Genomic DNA, 20237 nt, shown 5'->3' with positions numbered 1-20237 from the left:
CAAACCCCAGCCGAAGCGTTCGCAAAATTTGTTGGTGTTGGGGCCTAGGCCCCAACACCAACAAATTACAGAAAAACCTTATATAGCGGTTTCACAGGGGGTGTTGCATTTACTATTGCAATTTAAGCTTATCATATATTCAATAATAAAGCAATATTACCGTTGACAAAGGAAGTTTGTTCAATGTATAATAATTGTTTTTGATATTGTAGAGGCGGTTTGGAGTTAAACACTGATATTATAAAATGCTGAGGGTAAATGTATTCAATGGGGCTCCAGTACCACCGTCCTAAAGAAGTTAAGTGAGTGTCAAAGATTGTCATATCAATAAAAAAGAGAGACTAAATCATTTGTGATTTGCACCCCTCTCTCCTCATAAGAAAACCATTATCATTTCAGTGGATTTCTTTTCCTTTATACGTCTCATATTGCTTATATAAATCTTTCAGGGCAGATGCCAAAGCATTGCCTGCTTTCCCCAAATACCTTTCTTTTACTTCATTTACCGGTTCTTCTATTCCATCCTGTAAGCTGAAACCCTTCAATAGGTGCTGAATGAAATCTCTTCCATGATCCGTCGCCAGCGTACAGTTCGCTGTCACGATAACACTATATTTCTTATCGATTTCTGCGGTGATAGTAAGTGTTTCATAGATGCTTTTTGCAGCCATTCCGGAAGGTAGCCTGGCATGACCGGCAATAAAAACAGTATTATTCAACATATCAGATCCTTTCCATTCTTCTAAAACCAAGTTTATCAGAGATTTCTTCCGCTGTCTGATGTGTTTTCTTTTTGATCAGTTCAAGATGCTCACCAGTAAAATGAGTGGATAACCCGCTTACTGCCAGTGCCGCAACCACTTCATTCCGATAATCGAATATGGGATAAGATATTCCTGTAGTATCTTCATCCTGTTCCCCTGAGCTCGAGGAAAACCCTTCTGTTTTAATCATTTTCAAGTCTTCTCGTAATTGTTCCGTTTGAATAATTTTTCCATTTGGGAAGGTTGCTGATTTTGACCGCTGTATGATTTCTTCCTGCTTTTCTTCCGGTAAATAGGCAAGCAGCAGTTTGGGACCAGAACCGGCATATAACGGAGCACTTTTTCCAATCCTCGTATACAACCGCAGTGCCCTTGTGCTATCAACTTTTTCAATATACGTTGCTTCTCCCTGATTAATCACGACCAAGTGAACCACCTCATTGATTTCTCTGCCTAACTGTTGCATATACGGCAGTGCAATCTTTCGGACTTCTAATTTATCGGAAACCAACTGCCCCAGTTCGAGAAGTTTTAATCCAAGGCGGTACCTGCTATCATGTTCACTTTCTTTTGTTTTATTTAAAAAGCCTGCCTCTTCCAATGCTGACAAAAGCCGGTACGCAGTCGGTTTTGGAATATTGGAGCGGCGGGAAATTTCTTTTAGTGATAATTCATATGTTTCTTCTGTATATAAGTCCAATAGTTTCAATGCTTTTAATACACTTTGATTCATTGCTTTATCCCCTTCAACGATCATGTTAAGCTACTATACTCTTTTTATCAGAAAATTACCGGGAATACAAATAAAAGTCTTCATATACCCCATGGGCCATACTTATCACTGCAATAATGCGAGTGTTCATAAAAAATGCCCCTCTGCACACAGCAAAGGGACAATTTTTTATGCTTTTACTGCAGATGGATCAGCTTTGACCTTCTCCTTTATATTCACCCCACGTTTGGCCATTTCCTTAATATAGGTATCCCCTGCCACAATTTTTTCAGGAGGAAAGACACCTCTTTTTGTAATTTTGTCACTTGCAAGCATTTGAGCTACAACAGAAATGGTATTAGCTGTAGCACGCGCCATGGCTGTTACATTCGTTTCCCTGTCCTTGAAAGTGGTCATTTCGTAGCTATAGCTTGCAGGTGCGCCGTCCTTTTCCCCGGAAACGGTGACACGCAATAAAACTGCATCATCTTTTTCTCCCAGCTCCACAATCGGGTCAAGCACTTTTAAAAGGACTTCTCTTGGGTTTATTTGCTGGCCATTTACATCCACTTCATAATCCATTCGTGTTAAATTTAAGTCTACCAGAAGCTTAAACTTTTCCGCGTGGCCCCGATAGCGGATTGTTTTATACTCCAATGTTTTTAAATCAGGATAAGATAAAGATAAAGTCGATGTCCCGCCAGATGTATGAAATGCTTCTAACGGGCCAAACTTTTCAAAATAAACCGTTTCCACTTCTGATAAAGAAGGGATTTCTTGTTTAACGCCATTTCTTATAATAAGAGAAGGGTCCGTGTAATGATCAAATACCCCTTCCATGGAAAATACATGGTTATATTCAAACGGAGGCTCTGGCTGCACCGGAATGCCACCTACGTACAACTTAATTTCTTCCAGTTTATCGAGTTTTTCCGCACCATAACCGGATAAAATATTAATCATTCCCGGCGCGACACCCAGATCCGGGACTAGTGTCACATTAGCATCTGCTGCTGCTTCATTCATTTCCAGCACTTTATCTGTCATGTGCCCGATATGACCACCCAAATCAACAGAATGCACGCCAACCTGTATGGCTGTTTTTGCTACTATTTCGTTAAAAGAGTAAAACAGCGCATTAATAATGACGTCAAACTGACTCATATAATCTGCCAATTCAGCCTGATCACTTGCATTTACCTGATAGGCCGTCAGTTTGGGAGCGTTTAATTGATCTACAACACGCTGAGCTCTAGCCAAATCGATGTCAGCCAGACCTACTGCTGTGACTCCCTCACTGGCAACTAAATCGCGTGCCGCTTCTTTTCCCATTAATCCAGAACCTAATACACCTATTTTCATTTCATCAACCCCTATGTTAAAAGTTATAATCTGTTTAATCTATGTTAAGAAATTCCCCTTCTATGCCTACGGCGCTTATCCAGCATGTGAAAGCGCAATCTTTTTTGGGTACAGAGATGGTCGGAAAATGCACTTCCCGACCACTTTTTCCCTGTCATCCCAAACTAAAATCGTGCAAATCTATTAATCTACATCAATTTGTGCACGCTGCAGCTTGCCGCTGTAATCCACATAGACTGCTTTCCACTCGGTAAATACATCCAAAGCTTGAACACCGGAATCTCTGTGGCCGTTTCCGGTTCCTTTCGTTCCACCGAATGGAAGGTGAATTTCAGCACCGGTCGTACCGGCGTTTACATACACAATACCGGTATCCAGATCACGCTGTGCCTTGAAAACACGGTTTACATCGCTAGTAAAGATAGAACTGGACAGACCGTAGATTACCCCGTTATTTACTTCAATCGCTTCTTCAAAACTTTTTACCGGGATAAGGGAAATAACCGGCCCGAAAATTTCTTCCTGCGCGATGCGCATATCCGCGGTAGCATCTGTGAAAAGGGTTGGTGCAAAGTAATTTCCTTTTCCATGCTTGCCATCTTTCAGCTCATGCCCGCCAGCAAGCAGTTTTGCCCCTTCATTTTTTCCAATTTCCATATAGCTTTTAATTTTTTCCATACCAGCATCGTTAATGATCGGGCCAACAGTGTTCGATTCATCCAAACCATCACCAATAGCCAGGTCTTTCATTTTTGCCTGGATTTTTTCTTCCACCTGCTCTTTTACATCTTCATGTACGATGACCCGGCTGCATGCTGTACAACGCTGTCCGCTTGTACCGAATGCACTCCAAATAATTCCTTCGACTGCAAGATCAAGGTCAGCATCATCCATAACGATTACTGCGTTTTTACCACCCATTTCCAGGGATACTTTTTTCAGCTGTCTACCGCACTCAGCAGCGATGTTGCGTCCGGTATCATTGGATCCTGTAAAGGAGATCACCCGGATATCATCATGATGCACCATCGCATCCCCTACTTGTGAACCTGAACCAAATACAACATTCAGAACGCCTTTTGGCAGACCGGCTTCTTCAAAGATTTTTGCAAGTTCATATGCCATCATTGGCGTCTCTGTAGCCGGCTTCCAGATTACCGCATTACCTGCTACAATCGCCGGGAAAGACTTCCACGTGGCAATCGCAATCGGAAAGTTCCATGGCGTTATAATGCCAACTACACCTACAGGTGCACGCTGACTCATCGCAAATTTGTCTTTCAGTTCTGCAGGTGTGGTGTGTCCGAATAAACGCCTGCCTTCTCCTGACATATAAAAAGCCATGTCAATACCTTCCTGAACTTCACCACGTGCTTCCTCCAGCACCTTGCCGTTTTCCATTGTCAGAAGCTGGGAAAGTCTTTCTTTTCTTTCTTTCATGAGATTTCCAACTTCGAGAAGAATCTCTGCGCGCTGTGGTGCAGGTACGAGTGCCCATTCTTTTTGTGCTTTTTTAGCTTCCTGTACGGCATTGTTTACATCCTCTGCACCGGATAACGGAACTTGGACGATTTCTTCTCCTGTTGCCGGGTTAATGACTGCAGTTGATTTCTCAACATCCACCCATTCCCCGTGAATAAAGTTCTTTAGTTTGTCTGTCCCCAATGTTACTGCCATGAAAATTCCTCCTTGAAATATATAAATATTATGTGTTCCTTTATAACCTTTTTTCTGTTTTCAGTTGCAGTACACTTTCCTGAGCAATCATAAGAAACTCCCACACCACTACTAGATGTAAGCGCTGTACTGCTTTTTAATTATATCATAAAAGAATGATAGATTCTGCCTGCTCAAAAAGACCCTCCTTCATGAAAGCCTTTTCAACCTGGCTATCACTTCATCTAGTCTTTTTTCCGTGACGGATAAGGCAATTCGGATAAACCCTTCCCCATTTTTGCCGAACGCATTACCGGGCGTGACAATAACCCCCGCTTCTTCTAGCACTTTATCCGCAAAGCTTGCAGATGTATACCCGTCCGGAACTTTTGCCCAGACAAAAATGGTGCCCCTTGGTTTCTCGGTTTTTATTCCGATTTCATTTAATGCAGCATGCAGTTTTTCCATTCGTTTTTTATAAATGCGATTATTTTCTTTTACTGCGGAAAGATCACTTCTAAGTGCTGCCTCTGCCGCTTTTTGCACCGGAATGAACTGCGACGTATCAATATTGCTTTTTAATGTAGCCAGTGCCTGGATTACTTCTTTGTTGCCGACTGCAAAACCAATCCGCCAGCCTGTCATGTTAAAACTTTTAGACAGGGAGCCAAATTCTATGGCCTGTTCCTTGGCCCCCGGTGTCTGCAGCACACTTGGCGATTTATAGTCATCAAAAGTAACCAGATCATAGGCTGCATCATTCACTAGTAAAATATTATTTTTTCTCGCAAACGAGAGTGCTTCAGTAAACGTCTCAAGCTCTACTGTTGCTGCGGTCGGATTGCTCGGATAATTTAAAAACATCAGCTTGGCCTGTTCCGCTTCTTCTGCAGACAGCTTATCAAATAATGGGATGTACCCATTATTTACATCCAACGGAAGGGGAACGCTTACACTTCCGGCAAGATGGACTGCAGTACGGTAAACAGGATAGCTAGGGTCAGGAATGATCACTGTATCTCCGGGATTCGTTACAGCCTGCACAAGATTCGCAATCCCCTCTTTCGACCCAATGAGGGCAAGCACTTCTGTTTCCGGATCCAATTCAACGTCATAGTTGTTTTTGTAAAATTCTGCTACTGCTTCCCTAAATGACAGCATTCCACTGTAAATGGAGTACCTGTGGTTCAACGGCTTCTTTGCTTCCTCCACCAATTTATTAGACACAAATTCAGGTGCAGGCAAATCTGGGGCGCCGATCCCCAAATCAATCACATCTACCCCGTTTGCTATCAATTTCTTTTTCTTTTTCTGAAGTTCTGAAAATAAATAAGGGGGCAGATTTCTCACTCTATCAGAGACAAAAGACAACGTGTTAAAACCTCCTCATCATTCCAATTAATGAAATGTTATTTCATATACTTAACATCAGTATAAAGCATCTTGCCAGAATTGACAACAACAAAATCAAAGCTTTTTTTCAGTTTATCACTTGAGCTAAATTTTCATCACTTAAACTTTAAACTACCGTTATAAGATCTCAGAGGCTATATACCCATAATTAATTAGATTTCCTGATATTCGATTCCTCACCGGTTTGTTCTATATCTTTAGAGTTGTTTTTAGCAATACCCATTCCGGTAAATATATAAATAAGACCAAAAATTAACGCAAGATACGTGAGCGGTGCATACAAAATATATTCCGCTGTCGGCACTCCCAGTGTATCTACGATAAATACACCTGTAACACTCCATGGGATCATTGGGGCAAAAGTAGTACCTGTGTCTTCCATCGTTCTTGACCAATTTTTCCGCTCCAGTTTATGTCTGTCATATAAAGGATTTATAATTGGACCCAAAACAGCGTAAGTGACATAATAGCTTCCCGTAATCGAGAAAAGCAGGCCATGCAATCCAAATGTGGAAGACATCATCGTTTGGGAGCTCTTAGCTACCTGCATTATTTTTTCCAGCAAAATATTTATTACTCCAGCTGATTTTAATGGTGATCCGAAGATAGCAGCTCCGATTAATAGGGAAACAGTACCCAACATGCTGGCCAGACCGCCTCTTTGTAATATTTCATCTACCAATTCTATACCTGTGGAGCTTGTGTAGCCAGATTCCATTGCATTGAAAAGTTCCAGAAGAGAGCTTCCCTGAAAAATCACTGCCATTAATCCCCCTACCAGGATACCTGCTGCAAATGCAGGCAGAACGGGTTTTTTGAGAAAAATTAGAACTAAAATAATAATAGGCGGAAGAAGTAATAATGGATTCAGGTTAAAATTATCCTGAAGTGTATTTATAATCGAATTTACACTTCCCTGATCTGCAGTCTGTCCGCCATAACTAAAGCCGAGAAAAAGAAACAGCCCGAGTGAAATAACAAATGCCGGGATAGTTGTCCAAAGCATATGCTTTATATGATCAACTATATTAATCTCTGCCATCGCCGAAGCCATTACGGTTGTATCTGATAACGGCGATAGTTTGTCCCCGAATAAAGCGCCTACAACAATTGCTCCTGCAGTGTATGCAACAGGAATTTCCAATCCAATAGAAACACCCATTAATGCAACTCCTACAGTAGCTATTGTTCCCCAGGATGTTCCTGCCATAACTGACATTGCTGCACAGATTAATGCAGTAATTACCAGGAAATATAAAGGATCAATACTTAATAAGCCATAGTAAATAATTACTGGAATCGTTCCGGATAGCATCCATGAACCTGTTAGCATGCCTACTGCTAATAGAATTAAAATAGGCTTAAACATGGATTTTAATGTGTCCATTAAATCGGCTTCAATTGTTTGCCAATTTATCCCCCAAATCATGGCTAAAATAACAATGGATATACCTGCCATGATGAGTGTTATATTGGTTGGTGCACCAAGGTAAATTACCCCTCCTAGTACGATAGTAAAAGAAACCACCAACAATGTAACCGCTTTCCAAAATGATATTGCATTATTCATATAAACACTCTCCCTTACTTCTTGTTAATAAAATAAGCTTAGCGTATATTTTTATCTATTCTAATAATTAATAATAATTACAAGCTTTGTTTTTGTCAATATAAAAAATAAATTATATAAGGTTTTTTGTTGAATATACTTTCATATATAGGTTGATTAAACATAAATTAATTCTTTTTGTAATAGTATTATAAAGTAAAATTTATTATCGTATATGGAAAAACCTTTGTATCAAATGATGGATATCGCTGTTGAAAATAATGTGGATGTCGATTTACATTTACATGATGCAGGGGAAACAGGAATTTCAACCATAAAAAAGCTAGCTGAAATTACAGAGCAATCCGGATGGCAGAGGGGGGGTTCAGTCATGCATTTGCACTGGGGGATATTGCTAGAGAAGAAGTAGACCATGTTACTGAAGTTCTTTCTGATCAAGGGATTACCATTATTACGAATGTCCCAATTGGACGAACTATGCCGCATGTTAACTTGATCCATAAAAAAGGGGTAAACATTGCAATTGGTAATGATAACATCTATGATTCCTGGTCCCCTTTTGATAACGGTGACCTTCTTAAACGAGCCGGCCATTTAGCTGAAGTTTTTAATAGGGCAACAGAATTTAAATTAGCTGAATCAATTAGATTTATTACTGGCGGGAAAAAACCACTGGATAACAAAGGAAAACGTATTTGGCCAAAGGTTGGAGATGAAGCAATTATAGTGTTGACTGAATCAAGCTTTTCTGCTGAAGCAATTGCCCGAAAAAACAATAGATCAGCAGTGCTTTATGATGGTAAGTTTTTAAAGGGGCTCACTGGAGATTAATTATAAATAAAGGGGGGGTGAAGAACCCCCCCACTGTTTAAAGATTTTACTTTTATTTTGCAATCGGTTCTTCCTCTATTGTATCCGAATCATGCGGCTTTTTCAATACAGCAAATAAAACAACGATCCCGATAATCACGACAACCAAGCCAAGGAATACATTTCCCGAAAGTCCAAGCGCCAAATAACCTAGTCCGGCAATCCCAGCCGCTGTTAGCGCGTATGGTATTTGTGTTGTGACATGATCAATATGTGGAACGCTTGATCCTGTGGATGAAAGAATCGTTGTATCTGATATTGGTGAACAATGATCTCCAAAAACAGCACCAGCAAGGACTGCAGCCATCATTGGTAAAATCAGGGAAATGTCGGTTGCAGCTGCAATTTGACCGGCAATCGGAAGCAGAATTCCAAATGACCCCCAAGAAGTGCCAGTAGCGAAAGCGATAAACCCTGCAATGATAAATACCGCTAGTGGAAGCAATGAATAACTTAGATTGGAAGATTCCACTACACCTGCCAAATATGTCCCTGTGCCGAGCTGGTCAATTAAATCGACAATGGCCCAGGCAAATATTAATATCAAAAAGGCTGGCAGCATCGATTTTATCCCTTTCACAAGCCCCATTCCAAACTGACTTCCGGTTAACTTTCCTTTGATCATATGACGAGAAAATAATATAAAGGTTGCTGCCAAAGCGATAATTCCGCCATAAAGTAAAGCGATAGTAACGTCTGCCTCACCGAAAATATTAATTAATGTACGCTCTTCTTCCAGTGCACCCAAACCGTTCATGTACATAATTACCGTAACTGCTATAAAAAGAACAGCCAGAGGAATAACGAGATCACTTATTTTTCTTCTGTCGCTGACAGGTAACTTGTCAGTGGCATCCACTTCTTCTTTACTATCAGGATTCAACACCTGCCCGGTCTTTAATGCACGCTGTTCATGCAGCTTCATCGGGCCAAAATCAACCTGCCTGATTGCAATGACAAGTACGACGCCAAGTGCTGCCCATACATAGAAATTCATCGGAATGATTTGCAGAAATGCACCAAATGCCGTATATTCCGTTACGCTCTGTGCCGCAAATATGGATCCGATGACCCCAATAATATAGGCACCCCAGCTGGATACAGGTGCAATTACGCAAATCGGAGCAGCTGTGGAGTCAACAATATAAGCGAGCTTTGCCCGGGACACCCGGTTTTTGTCTGTGACCGGTTTTGCCACCTGTCCAACTGTTAAACTGTTAAAATAATCGTCAATAAATACAATAATACCAAGTATCATAGTCATGATCTGAGCACCTGTGCGGGTCTTCACCCGTTTTATCGCCCATTCCGCAAATGCCCTCGTTCCACCCATCATACTGACAAACGCCGTAAGAACCCCCAGCATCAGTACAAACAGCAGAATGTACACATTCCATGTATTCAGCGCCCCATCATCAACAAAAACCCCCCGGAATGCTTCCCAAATGGAAGTTAAGGAAGACATAAAATGGAAGCTTTCAATAAAAAATGCAGCAGCAACAACCCCTGCCGCCAAAGATAGTATGACCCTTCTTGTCAACAAAACCATAACAATAGCAAGGATCGGCGGTACTAAAGACCAAATCGTTTCCGTCATTTCATTCCACCCCTCTTTTATTTTTTTCTTCCTGTGTAATAGTTCAGAAATTTGGTAACCTTCACTATATCTCCCCTTCAGTTTAGTTTGTCTATTCGAGTATTAAGACCAACCATCTGCTTCATGTTTTAATTGATTCCTGATTTTCTAAAGCTTTATCGAATTTATGAAGATCGTTTTTATGCTTTACCTTCTTATTTTGATCTTCTTTTGCTTTATGAAGATCGTTTTTATGCTTTACCTTCCTATTTTGATCTTCATTTGCTTTATGAAGATCGCTTTTCCGCGTTACCTTCTTATTTTGATCTTCATTCGCTTTATGAAGATCGCTTTTCCGCGTTACCTTCTTATTTTGACCTTCATTTGCTTTATGAAGATCGCTTTTCCGCGTTACCTTCTTATTTTGATCTTCATTCGCTTTATGAAGATCGCTTTTCCGCGTTACCTTCTTATTTTGATCTTCATTCGCTTTATGAAGATCGCTTTTCCGCGTTACCTTCTTATTTTGATCTTCATTTGCTTTATGAAGATCGTTTTTATGCTTTACCCTCTTGATTTGACCTTCATTCGATCGTAGCTTTGATAATCATTAAAAGAATAGCCGTCTCCCCCCTTTTTTGTAAGGGCTTACATAATTCTTCTTATTTTTTATATTCTATATTACTTTAAAAATTCCTCTTTTATACTGAAAAATATTAATATTTTTATTTACGCTGTGATAAAATGGTGGAGTACATGTATTCCAATGTGAGGTGATGAAATTTGAATACCAATCATAAACGTGCATTGTTCATGGATACAAAAGATGCATTGAAACTATACCGTAAAGAATTTTATGTGAACGAAAATGTGATTTATTTTGACGGAAATTCACTCGGGTTATTATCCAAACGGGCAGAAATAGTACTGGAGGATTTAAAGGAATCCTGGAAAACCTACGCCATTGACGGCTGGTCAGAAGGAGCACATCCCTGGTTTTACTTATCGGAAAAACTAGGTTCCATGTCTGTTCCTTTAGTTGGCGCCAAACCGGAAGAGGTTGTTATTACCGGTTCGACAACCACAAACTTGCATCAGCTTGTAGCCACCTTTTTTAAACCAACCGGAAAAAGAACGAAAATCCTTGCAGATGAGCTAAATTTCCCATCAGACATTTATGCACTGAAAAGCCAGCTGCAATTAAATGACTTAGACCCTGAAGAAAATCTTATTCAGGTGAAAAGCAAAGACGGAAATACACTGAAAACAGAAGATATCATAAGGCTAATGACAGAGAATGTTGCTTTAATTGTCCTGCCATCTGTCCTTTATAGAAGCGGCCAAATTCTTGATATGAAGAAATTAACGGAGGAAGCGCATAAACGAAATATTATGATCGGTTTTGACTTATGCCATTCGGTTGGAGCCATTCCCCACCATTTATCCGATTGGGGTGTTGATTTTGCATTCTGGTGTACGTATAAACATTTAAACGGCGGACCGGGGAGTGTTGGTGCCCTGTATGTAAATGAAAAGCATTTTGACAAAAAACCCGGGCTCGCTGGATGGTTCAGTTCATCCAAGGATACACAATTTGATATGGCTCATACATTGCAAAAAGCAGCAGATGCAGGTGCCTATCAAATCGGAACACCACATATTTTCAGTGCGGCACCACTGCTTGGTTCCCTGGAAATTTTTTCCGAAGCAGGGATAGAGAGAATTCGCACCAAATCTTTACAGCTGACTGACTATTTAATGACATTAATTGACAGCGAACTTGCAGCATTCAACTTTCGGATTTCCAATCCCAGGGAAGAGACGGAACGTGGCGGACATGTTTATTTGGAACACCCGGAGGCAGCACGAATCTGTAAAGCACTGAAAGCAAATGGTGTCATACCGGACTTTCGCAACCCGAATGGAATTCGCCTGGCACCTGTTGCTTTATATAATACATTTGAAGAAGTATGGACAGCTGTCCAAATTTTAAAGACAATCATGGAGGAAAAAAGCTATTTGCAATACAAAAACAAACGGGGAGTGATTGCGTAATGGGAAAATGGATAGATATTTCACAGCCGCTCACCAATGATATGGCAGCATTTCCGGGAGACACTCCTTTTCAGTATTCGCTGACATATACAAAAGAACAGATCGGTTCAGCAAATATTGGCCAAATGAGTGCCAGCCTGCACACAGGGACACATATTGATGCCCCTTTTCATTATGACACTAATGGGAGAACTGCAGATGAGCTTGACCTGGACAGATATATTGGAAGGGCAACTGTAGTTGATGTGAGTCATACCGATACAGTGACAGCTGATATTTTGAAAAAGATTGAAATGCAATTATCTCCAAGGGTTTTGTTGAAAACATCATTACCAAATAATCCGAAACGTTTTCCGGAAAAAATGCCAGTGCTGGGTGAGGATATAGCTGCATTTTTAAAGTTAAGTGATGTGGTTTTACTCGGTGTTGATACTCCTTCTGTGGACCCAGCTGACAGTAAACAGCTGGAGACGCATCATGCACTGTATAAGAATGACATTAATATTTTAGAAAATATTATGCTTGATCATGTTGCAGCAGGGGAATATGAATTAATTGCATTACCGCTTGCCATTCAAGGCGGGGATGGCAGTCCAGTACGGGCTGTATTACGACCCATCCAGTCGGAGGAGGCATGACCATGACGGAGAAAAATAGATTTGAGTCGGAAAAAGGCATTCATACCGATTTTACCGAAAAAATGACCTATGGAGATTACTTAAACCTTGACTCATTGCTATCGAGCCAGAAAAGATTATCCGACCATCATGATGAAATGTTATTCATCATAATTCATCATGTAAGCGAATTGTGGCTGAAATTAATTATCCATGAGATTCAGGCGGCCATTAAAGCTATTCAGGATGGTGATATGCAGGCTTCATTTAAAATGCTGGCAAGGGTATCAAAAGTCCAGTCACAAATTATTCAAGCATGGGATGTCCTTTCCACATTAACACCAGCAGAATATATGGAATTCCGCGACAAACTCGGAAATGCATCAGGCTTTCAGTCCTACCAATACCGGCTGGTGGAGTTTGTCCTTGGTTATAAAACACCTTTTATTTTAAAGATTTATAAAAACGATCCAGAGCTACATTCTATTTTAAAAGAAGCCTACGAAGCACCCGGACTTTATGATGTAGCAATACAGGCATTGGCAAAAGCGGGTTTTCCCATTCATAAAAACGTATTGAATCGTGATTTCTCCAAAACCTATGAAAAAGATGAATCAGTAGAAGCGGCATGGCTGAAAGTTTACAAAAATGTGGATCAGCATTGGGAATTATACCAGCTCGGCGAAAAGCTCGTTGATATTGAAGACTGGTTCCAGCAGTGGCGATTCAGACATATGAAAACTGTAGAACGAATCCTCGGACACAAAACTGGAACCGGGGGCTCTTCTGGGGTAGGTTATTTGAAGAAAGTACTTGATCATTATTTTTTTCCCGAACTTTGGGATCTGCGGACAAAGATTTGAAACTTAGGTTTGACTTTTAAGCAATACAAACGAAATTGCAGAAGAAGTATAAACAGCGAAATTTTTGCCGATCTTGTCTTTTTCTTATGTCCATACTGCCTGAAAGCTAGTTATACTTTTCACATTTTTTAATCACTTTCTGAGAAGTTCCCGTTCCTATTTCTGAGCACCTCAAGCTTTTTCAAGCTTAATCTTTTATATAAACAGATTAATATGTTACGTTTTCCATATACGAAAGATACTAATAAATATGAGGAGAAACGATGATGACACGAAAAATCTTGATAATCGGTGGCGTTGGCGGCGGGGCTACTGTAGCTGCTCAATTGCGCAGAGAGGATCAGGAATCTGAAATCATTCTTTTTGATAAAGGCAATTATATTTCTTTTTCCAACTGCGGCATGCCATATTACATTGGAGAAATAGTCGAAAAAAGAAACCACCTTCTATACCCGGAAGAGAAATTCAGCGAAAAATATAATGTGAATGTTCACACGAATACAGAAGTTATTTCCATTGACCGATCCAAAAAACAAATCACTTGCAGAGCAGCATCAGGCACCTATGAAGAAAGCTATGATACGTTAATTTTAGCACCTGGCGCTTCTGCAGTCATGCCCGACATTAAGGGGATAGATAATGATAAAACCTTCCCTTTGCATACGATCCCTGATATGGATGCCATTTATTCCTATATTAAAAATAACAACCCAAAAACAGTGGCAATTACAGGGACAGGCTTTGTTGGTCTGGAAATGGTGGAGAACCTTCACAGATTGGGATTAAAATGCACGATGATTGACAGATCTTCCCAGGTTTTCAAGAATGTAGATTCCGACCTCGCAGACCATATTCAACAACATCTTGAAGAAAATGAGGTTGAGATTCATTTAAATGATGGCGTAGCTGCTTTTTCCGATAATGGAACCTCTTTGCATTTAAACAGCGGTAAAACCGTCCAATCAGATTTGAATATTATGGCAGTCGGCGTAAAACCAAATACTGCCCTGGCGATTGATGCTTTTTTAACCTTGGGTAATACTGGAGCCATTAAAGTGAATGAATTTATGCAAACATCGGATCCGGATATTTATGCACTCGGAGATGTTGTGGAAACAAGGGATTTGGTGATGAACACACCAAGGAATGTAGCACTTGCCACACCTGCACACCGACAGGCATTCATTATAGCCAGCCACCTGAACAATAAACAAATTCCATACAAGGGCACATTAGGTACTTCCATTATAAAACTTTTTGACCTTACCATAGGTGCAACCGGCCATAACCGGACAACTTTGAAAAAGCACGGTGTTACCTATAAGGAAGTAAGCATTGGATCCTATTCCCATGCCAGGTACTACCCAGGGTCAGATAAGCTTTGGTTAAAAGTATTATTTGATGAAAATACTGGCGTTATTTACGGGGCGCAAGCTGTAGGTTTTGAAGGTGTTGATAAAAGGCTCGCCGTTCTGGCAACAGCCATCCACGCAAAACTGACAGTCGCTGATTTACCGGAACTGGAGCTTGCCTATGCGCCGCCATATTCGAGTTCCAAAGATCCGATTAATATTCTAGGGTATAAAGCCAGTGCACAGCTTGAAAAATAATATTTATGGGTTCTATGAGAACACTTGAACACGGAATTTTTAACAAAAGGGACTTGAGGACTTCCATCAATGACATTTGGACATGATTTTCCAAGCAAAAGGAACTTGAGAGCTCCCATCAGCGACATTTACACACGATTTCCTAAGCAGAATGTCCATAACACCAGCTCTCCACCGCTAACCTAATCGACAAAAAAATCCCAGCGCTTCCTGCTGGGATTTTCCATTTTACAAATCTTCCTCAAACCGGAAAACAAGTCTGTAATTTGTTTCATCAAGGAGCTCGGCAACATGGACACGAGGGCCATGTCCGAATATAACTTCGTCCTCGGTCATTGCCACGATCATTGCTTTCGTACCCTGGTGGACATCTTCGTATATATCGCCCACTACCGGTTTCAATGTATTATCTGTCTCTGCAAGATAACTAATGGATTCGTCCTGAAGCTGCTGTTCTTCGGGTACAAGATTTTTATCAAAATAAGCAATTTCCTGACTGGCATCACTTCTTCCCGGAACCATTACAACATACTCATTATGTTTTACCCCATTATCCCTTGTGGTCACTACATTTCCATCTTCTATACTTTCCACTTTCTCGATTTCATTAAGGGAATAGTGATCTAAAAAGTCCGGTGCAGGCTTCACTATCAAAATATAATCGCCTTGCTCAGGTACTTTATCCTTATCGATTGTATATCGCTTTCCATAAAAAATGAATGTATCATTATGCTGCGGACGATACAGCTCAATCTCACTTGCTCTCGTCAAGATTTGCGTCATATCCTTCAGACGATACAGGTGAACAGACTTTTTTAAAATTGGTTTAACCGAATACACTTTGTGCAATTCGTTCCTGTAAAAAACAAACTGTCCCTTCCTGACTTGAAATAGTCTCATATCGTTACCTCCCATTATTCTTGAATGATTCTACCAATGAATATCATTTTCTCATTTATTGGTATCAATTTAAAAATGAAACCATAGCTCTATTTTCCCTATACTGCAATTAATTTAAACATCAACCCGGCAAGTTAATCCTTATTGTTCATTTCCTCAACTAATAAAGCAAGTTCTTCCCATCTTTCCATCTGCTTTTCCAGTTCTTCTTCGGTATCCTGCTGCTTGGAAAACAGCTCCTGTACTTTTTCCGAATCACTGCCTGCTTCTGTTATCTTCGCCTGTGTCTGTTCTATTTTCATCTCTAATTCCATAATATGATCTTCTATTGTATTCCATTCTTTTTGTTCATGATAGGACAGTTTTTTCTTTTTGTTTGGCATTCCTTTTTCAGCAGGTTTTTTTTCCTTCCTTTTCTCCGTACTGGCGATTTGCTGTTCCAAAAAGGCGCTGTAATTGCCATAGAACACATTTATTTTTCCTAATCCCGCAAAAACAAACAGTTTATCTACTGTACGGTCGAGAAAATAGCGGTCGTGGGAAACAGTAATAACAACGCCGGGAAACTGCTCCAAATATGCTTCCAGCACACTTAATGTCTGTGTATCCAAATCATTGGTCGGTTCATCCAATAGAAGTACATTTGGTTCCTGCATAAGCACTTTCAGTAAATAGAGCCTGCGCCGTTCCCCGCCGGATAATTTTCGGATGAAAGTCCATTGTTCCTTTCTTGCAAATAAAAAACGTTCCAGCATCTGCTCTGCGGTAATTACATCGCCATCTACTGTATGAATAACCTCTGCCTGCTCCTTAATATAATCAATAACTCGCATTGTCCCGTCAAGTTCTTCTTCCCCTTGCGTATAATAGCCGATTTTTACAGTCTGGCCTGCTTCCACAGTTCCTTCATCAGGCGAAATGCGAGCAGCCAACAGGTTCAATAAAGTTGTTTTTCCGGTTCCATTAGCGCCGATAATACCTATTCTGTCTTCCGGGAGAATAACATGGCTAAAATCGGAAATAAGTTTTTGCTCTTCATAAGATTTACTAACCCGATCTAATTTCAGCACCTGTTTACCGAGGCGGGCAGAACCTGCCTGAAAAGCAATAGATTCACTTTTGGTATGAAACGTTTTTTCCTGCATTTCCTCAATACGTTCTTTTCTGGCTTTCTGTTTTGTAGAACGCGCTCTCGCTCCCCGTTTAAGCCAAGCCAGTTCACGCCTTAACGTATTGTGATGTTTTATTTCATCACTGGCTTCTAATGCTTCTCTTTCCGCTTTTTTCTCTAAAAACACTTCATAATTTCCTTCATAATGATACAAGTTCCCTTGTTCCAATTCAAAAATCCGGTTCGTCGCCCTATTTAAAAAATATCTATCGTGTGTGATTAGAATAAAGGAACCTTTGTATGATTGCAAATATGTCTCAAGCCAATCCACTGTTTCGTTATCCAAATGGTTTGTCGGTTCATCAAGCAAAAGCAGATTAGCTGGCTGCAGCAATGCCTTTGCGAGCGATACTCTTTTCTTTTGTCCGCCGGAAAGCGTCTTGACTTTACGCTTGGAATCCGTAATACCCAATTTGGTTAAAATCGTTTTTGCTGCAGTATTTGCTTCCCACGCTTCTTCTTCATCCATTTTCTGCTGCATATGCATTAATCTTTCCTGTGCTGCTTGGTTCTCCGGCTGCTCCTGTAATTGCAGTAACGCATGTTCATATTCCCGCATCACTTTCATCATGGAACTGTCTCCGTAATAAATTTGTTCCATTACTGTCAGGTCATCTTCCAGCACCGGCTGCTGATGTGCATATTCTACATGGTAGTCCTTAGGATGTTTAATCAACCCTGCTTCCGGCTGTTCAAGCCCTGCAAAGATTTTCAGTAACGTAGACTTCCCCGTGCCATTAATCCCAATTAAACCAATTTTCTCCTGCTCCGTTATTGCACATGATATGGAGTGAAACAATACTTTGTCCCCATATGATTTATGTATATTCTCAACAGTTAGCATGCTTCATTCCTTCCTTTATTTCTGTTCAGCTTTGATTTCTTCTCCCCTTGATCCATTCCTTTACTATAATCATAATTAAAAATAGAAACCAGGATGTTACAATATAATAAATGGATCTGGCGAAAATGTCCATTTGGGAAAAGAAAGTAGTCATTCCCACCCAGATTACCCCTATAACCGTAAGCTGTATAAGTAATACTTTAATGATAATCTCCCCCACTGATGAATAATAACCTACCTTTTATTTTATCCTACTATTTCACAATTTTCCACCTGTGGGATTGCCCACTACTTGATTTTCTCCAGTTCTTGAACCATCCACTCATAATCCATTGCTCCGAAAGCTTTATACTGAATTTTTCCATTTGAATCAATCATGTATGTAGTTGGTATCGGCTGAATTCGGTACAGCTGACTTACACTGGAATTTTCATCTAAGAGAACTGGAAATTCAAGTTTATACTGGCTGACAAAATCAGTAACTGTTTCTATCGAACCCTCTGAATAAGTAAGGTTTACTCCTAAAACAGTTACATTTTTATCCTCAAACAATCGCTGAATATCCGGCATTTCTTCCCTGCACGGTCCGCACCAGGTTGCCCAAAAGTTAAGTAATATTCGTTCCCCTTGATAATCGGATAAGTGTACCTCTTCTCCATCCAATGTTTCCAGTCCGAAATCCGGTGCCATATTTCCGACATCTGTTCCTTCCACTACTTCTTGTAATGTATCATCTAACTCCAGTAAAATATGGTCATTTTTCGGTTGTGCTGCAGTTGGAACAAACGCAACAGCTGCAAACAATGTCATTACGATAAATGTCGGCAGGAATACAAGCAGCTTTGTATTTCTCATTTGAATACCTCCACTTTTTTATTCCTATTGTTGCACCTGTTGGCAGAAAACATACGGAAGATACAAAACTGACAATTTGTTCTTCTATTGCGAGAATTTTTGCTATAATGGGTATGATAAAACTTTGCCAAGGAAATGATATATCAATAAAAGAATCTGCTCAGAAAAACGACTGGTAAGGAGACCTGATATAATGGTTTTACCAAAAGGAAAAAACAACTGTATTACAGATATCGAAGGGGTTACGGTGGGTCATGTCACCTTATATGAAAAAATAGATGAAGAAAATACCGTATGCACCGGGGTTACCGCTATTCTCCCGCATAGTGGAGATCTTTTTGACCAAAAGCTGCAGGCTGCCAGTGCAGTCATAAATGGCTACGGAAAAACCGCAGGACTTGTACAAATAGAAGAACTTGGGCATCTCGAGTCTCCAATTATGCTGACAAACACATTTAGTGTAGGCGCAGTTTGGCAAGGTACCTTACAATATATGATTGACAGGAATAAGGCAATTGGAGATACCAAGAGCACCGTCAACATTATCGTTGGGGAATGTAATGATGGTTATTTAAACTCTCTTCATTACCAGGCAGTCAAACCAAACCATGCCATAGAAGCATTGGAAAAGGCAACAGACGAGCCAGTAGAACAAGGTGATGTCGGAGCTGGTAAAGGAATGACCTGTTTTAGCTATAAAGGAGGAATTGGTACAGCCTCCCGAACTGTTTCCGCAAACAATGAAAAATACACGGTTGGCTGTCTCGTTCTTAGCAATTTTGGCAAACGAGAAGAAGCTTTATTTGCTGATTGGGGCAAAACGAAAATGGATACACCAGATGGATCGATCATGATGGTTATTGCGACAGATGCCCCGCTTCACAGCATGCAACTAAAACGGCTGGCAAAACGGTGTGCTGCAGGGCTTGGACGAGTAGGCAGCAATATAGACCATGGGAGTGGAGATATTGCTATTGCATTTTCTACGGCAAATACATATGACCACCAGGCCGAAAAGACGCTGGAATCGATAACCTATATACGGGATGATCATAAAATAATGAACCAATTATTTCAGGCAGTGATTCAGACAACAGAGGAAGCCATAATTAACTCCATGAAATACGCTGAGACAACTTACGGTAGAAAAGGACGGTATTTAGAGAAGGCTCCATTATAAGAACAAAAGCGCAAGCGCCCGTTTAGCGACGTACGGACTGCGCCTGGCCTAGCCAGGTGGATCGGCGTTGCCTCGCAAAGAGGCGGTTTTAGCTGATCATTCCTTCCGCAGTCAACCATGTATCACAAAAAAGCTATACACCACGGAGAATGAAAATAGTTATTGGTTGGCGATACTGATGCTACGGCTGGATGAGGAAGGTCGAAACTCCTTGGTGCG

The 20237-nt window shown here is 40.5% G+C and carries 17 protein-coding genes; 7 read left to right on the top strand and 10 right to left on the bottom strand.

What is annotated here, in order from left to right; genetic code table 11:
• Positions 1-395 precede the first annotated feature (395 nt).
• From ACDX78_RS22600 to nhaC, 6 genes are all read right to left on the bottom strand, one after another.
• A complete protein-coding gene (locus ACDX78_RS22600; protein ID WP_486031033.1) occupies positions 396-671 on the bottom strand; it encodes a DUF3870 domain-containing protein in 276 nt (91 codons plus the stop codon).
• Positions 672-723: 52 nt separating this feature from the next.
• Positions 724-1497, bottom strand: a complete 774-nt coding sequence (locus ACDX78_RS22595; RefSeq protein WP_486031029.1) for an IclR family transcriptional regulator — start codon at positions 1495-1497, stop codon at positions 724-726.
• Between the two features lie 168 nt (positions 1498-1665).
• Positions 1666-2838 carry a saccharopine dehydrogenase family protein gene (locus ACDX78_RS22590; protein WP_486031027.1) on the bottom strand — a complete coding sequence of 391 codons (1173 nt, stop codon included), beginning with the start codon at positions 2836-2838 and terminating at the stop codon, positions 1666-1668.
• A 183-nt stretch (positions 2839-3021) separates the two neighbouring features.
• Complete coding sequence (locus ACDX78_RS22585) at positions 3022-4515, bottom strand: aldehyde dehydrogenase family protein (protein WP_486031025.1); 1494 nt, start codon at positions 4513-4515, stop codon at positions 3022-3024.
• Positions 4516-4704: 189 nt separating this feature from the next.
• Complete coding sequence (locus ACDX78_RS22580; protein ID WP_486031024.1) at positions 4705-5865, bottom strand: LL-diaminopimelate aminotransferase; 1161 nt, start codon at positions 5863-5865, stop codon at positions 4705-4707.
• Between the two features lie 190 nt (positions 5866-6055).
• Positions 6056-7477: a Na+/H+ antiporter NhaC gene (nhaC, locus tag ACDX78_RS22575; protein ID WP_486031022.1), complete on the bottom strand. Its 1422-nt coding sequence runs from the start codon at positions 7475-7477 to the stop codon at positions 6056-6058.
• 348 nt (positions 7478-7825) lie between these two features.
• Between nhaC and ACDX78_RS22570 the strand changes: the two genes are divergently transcribed.
• The gene (locus tag ACDX78_RS22570; protein ID WP_486031021.1) at positions 7826-8308 is read left to right on the top strand and encodes an amidohydrolase family protein; all 483 of its coding nucleotides are present in this window, start codon (positions 7826-7828) and stop codon (positions 8306-8308) included.
• Positions 8309-8360: 52 nt separating this feature from the next.
• Here ACDX78_RS22570 and ACDX78_RS22565 read toward each other — a convergent pair whose 3' ends face one another.
• The gene (locus ACDX78_RS22565) at positions 8361-9944 is read right to left on the bottom strand and encodes a Na+/H+ antiporter NhaC family protein (protein WP_486031019.1); all 1584 of its coding nucleotides are present in this window, start codon (positions 9942-9944) and stop codon (positions 8361-8363) included.
• Between the two features lie 132 nt (positions 9945-10076).
• Between ACDX78_RS22565 and ACDX78_RS22560 the strand changes: the two genes are divergently transcribed.
• The 5 genes from ACDX78_RS22560 (at position 10077) to ACDX78_RS22540 (ending at position 15068) form a co-directional block, all read left to right on the top strand.
• On the top strand, positions 10077-10499 hold the full coding sequence (locus ACDX78_RS22560) for a hypothetical protein (RefSeq protein ID WP_486031017.1): 423 nt from the start codon (positions 10077-10079) through the stop codon (positions 10497-10499).
• A 237-nt stretch (positions 10500-10736) separates the two neighbouring features.
• Positions 10737-11978, top strand: a complete 1242-nt coding sequence (gene kynU / locus ACDX78_RS22555) for a kynureninase (RefSeq protein ID WP_486031031.1) — start codon at positions 10737-10739, stop codon at positions 11976-11978.
• Positions 11978-12616 carry an arylformamidase gene (gene kynB / locus ACDX78_RS22550; RefSeq protein WP_486031015.1) on the top strand — a complete coding sequence of 213 codons (639 nt, stop codon included), beginning with the start codon at positions 11978-11980 and terminating at the stop codon, positions 12614-12616. Before kynU ends, kynB begins: the two co-directional genes overlap by 1 nt.
• A 2-nt stretch (positions 12617-12618) precedes the next feature.
• Entirely contained in the window at positions 12619-13458 is an 840-nt protein-coding gene (gene kynA / locus ACDX78_RS22545; RefSeq protein ID WP_486031013.1) for a tryptophan 2,3-dioxygenase, read from the top strand.
• 266 nt (positions 13459-13724) lie between these two features.
• A complete protein-coding gene (locus tag ACDX78_RS22540; RefSeq protein ID WP_486031012.1) occupies positions 13725-15068 on the top strand; it encodes a CoA-disulfide reductase in 1344 nt (447 codons plus the stop codon).
• A gap of 228 nt (positions 15069-15296) precedes the next feature.
• On the opposite strand, the gene ACDX78_RS22535 is transcribed toward ACDX78_RS22540, so the two are convergent.
• The 3 genes from ACDX78_RS22535 to ACDX78_RS22525 all read right to left on the bottom strand — a co-directional run bounded on the left by ACDX78_RS22535 (position 15297) and on the right by ACDX78_RS22525 (position 18838).
• Entirely contained in the window at positions 15297-15968 is a 672-nt protein-coding gene (locus ACDX78_RS22535) for a hypothetical protein (protein ID WP_486031010.1), read from the bottom strand.
• Positions 15969-16102: 134 nt separating this feature from the next.
• Positions 16103-17983, bottom strand: coding sequence for an ABC-F family ATP-binding cassette domain-containing protein (locus ACDX78_RS22530; RefSeq protein ID WP_486031008.1), 1881 nt, complete (start codon positions 17981-17983; stop codon positions 16103-16105).
• 288 nt (positions 17984-18271) lie between these two features.
• Positions 18272-18838, bottom strand: a complete 567-nt coding sequence (locus ACDX78_RS22525) for a TlpA family protein disulfide reductase (RefSeq protein ID WP_486031006.1) — start codon at positions 18836-18838, stop codon at positions 18272-18274.
• A gap of 193 nt (positions 18839-19031) precedes the next feature.
• Between ACDX78_RS22525 and ACDX78_RS22520 the strand changes: the two genes are divergently transcribed.
• Positions 19032-20018: a DmpA family aminopeptidase gene (locus tag ACDX78_RS22520; RefSeq protein ID WP_486031004.1), complete on the top strand. Its 987-nt coding sequence runs from the start codon at positions 19032-19034 to the stop codon at positions 20016-20018.
• Positions 20019-20237 lie beyond the last annotated feature (219 nt).

It is taken from the genome of Virgibacillus oceani (genome assembly GCF_041521345.1).
Taxonomy (GTDB): domain Bacteria; phylum Bacillota; class Bacilli; order Bacillales; family Amphibacillaceae; genus Virgibacillus_N; species Virgibacillus_N oceani_A.
Note: the sequence above shows the minus strand (reverse complement) of the source record. Positions and strands in the feature narration are given on the sequence as shown.

Coding starts and splice junctions, on each gene's coding strand:
- ACDX78_RS22590 (WP_486031027.1), bottom strand. CDS start 2,838: ATGAAAATAGGTGTATTAGGTTCTGGATTAATGGGAAAAGAAGCGGCA.
- ACDX78_RS22595 (WP_486031029.1), bottom strand. CDS start 1,497: ATGAATCAAAGTGTATTAAAAGCATTGAAACTATTGGACTTATATACA.
- ACDX78_RS22565 (WP_486031019.1), bottom strand. CDS start 9,944: ATGACGGAAACGATTTGGTCTTTAGTACCGCCGATCCTTGCTATTGTT.
- kynA (WP_486031013.1), top strand. CDS start 12,619: ATGACGGAGAAAAATAGATTTGAGTCGGAAAAAGGCATTCATACCGAT.
- ACDX78_RS22520 (WP_486031004.1), top strand. CDS start 19,032: ATGGTTTTACCAAAAGGAAAAAACAACTGTATTACAGATATCGAAGGG.
- kynU (WP_486031031.1), top strand. CDS start 10,737: ATGGATACAAAAGATGCATTGAAACTATACCGTAAAGAATTTTATGTG.
- ACDX78_RS22525 (WP_486031006.1), bottom strand. CDS start 18,838: ATGAGAAATACAAAGCTGCTTGTATTCCTGCCGACATTTATCGTAATG.
- ACDX78_RS22535 (WP_486031010.1), bottom strand. CDS start 15,968: ATGAGACTATTTCAAGTCAGGAAGGGACAGTTTGTTTTTTACAGGAAC.
- ACDX78_RS22600 (WP_486031033.1), bottom strand. CDS start 671: ATGGCTGCAAAAAGCATCTATGAAACACTTACTATCACCGCAGAAATC.
- ACDX78_RS22530 (WP_486031008.1), bottom strand. CDS start 17,983: ATGCTAACTGTTGAGAATATACATAAATCATATGGGGACAAAGTATTG.
- ACDX78_RS22540 (WP_486031012.1), top strand. CDS start 13,725: ATGACACGAAAAATCTTGATAATCGGTGGCGTTGGCGGCGGGGCTACT.
- ACDX78_RS22585 (WP_486031025.1), bottom strand. CDS start 4,515: ATGGCAGTAACATTGGGGACAGACAAACTAAAGAACTTTATTCACGGG.
- ACDX78_RS22570 (WP_486031021.1), top strand. CDS start 7,826: ATGGCAGAGGGGGGGTTCAGTCATGCATTTGCACTGGGGGATATTGCT.
- kynB (WP_486031015.1), top strand. CDS start 11,978: ATGGGAAAATGGATAGATATTTCACAGCCGCTCACCAATGATATGGCA.
- nhaC (WP_486031022.1), bottom strand. CDS start 7,477: ATGAATAATGCAATATCATTTTGGAAAGCGGTTACATTGTTGGTGGTT.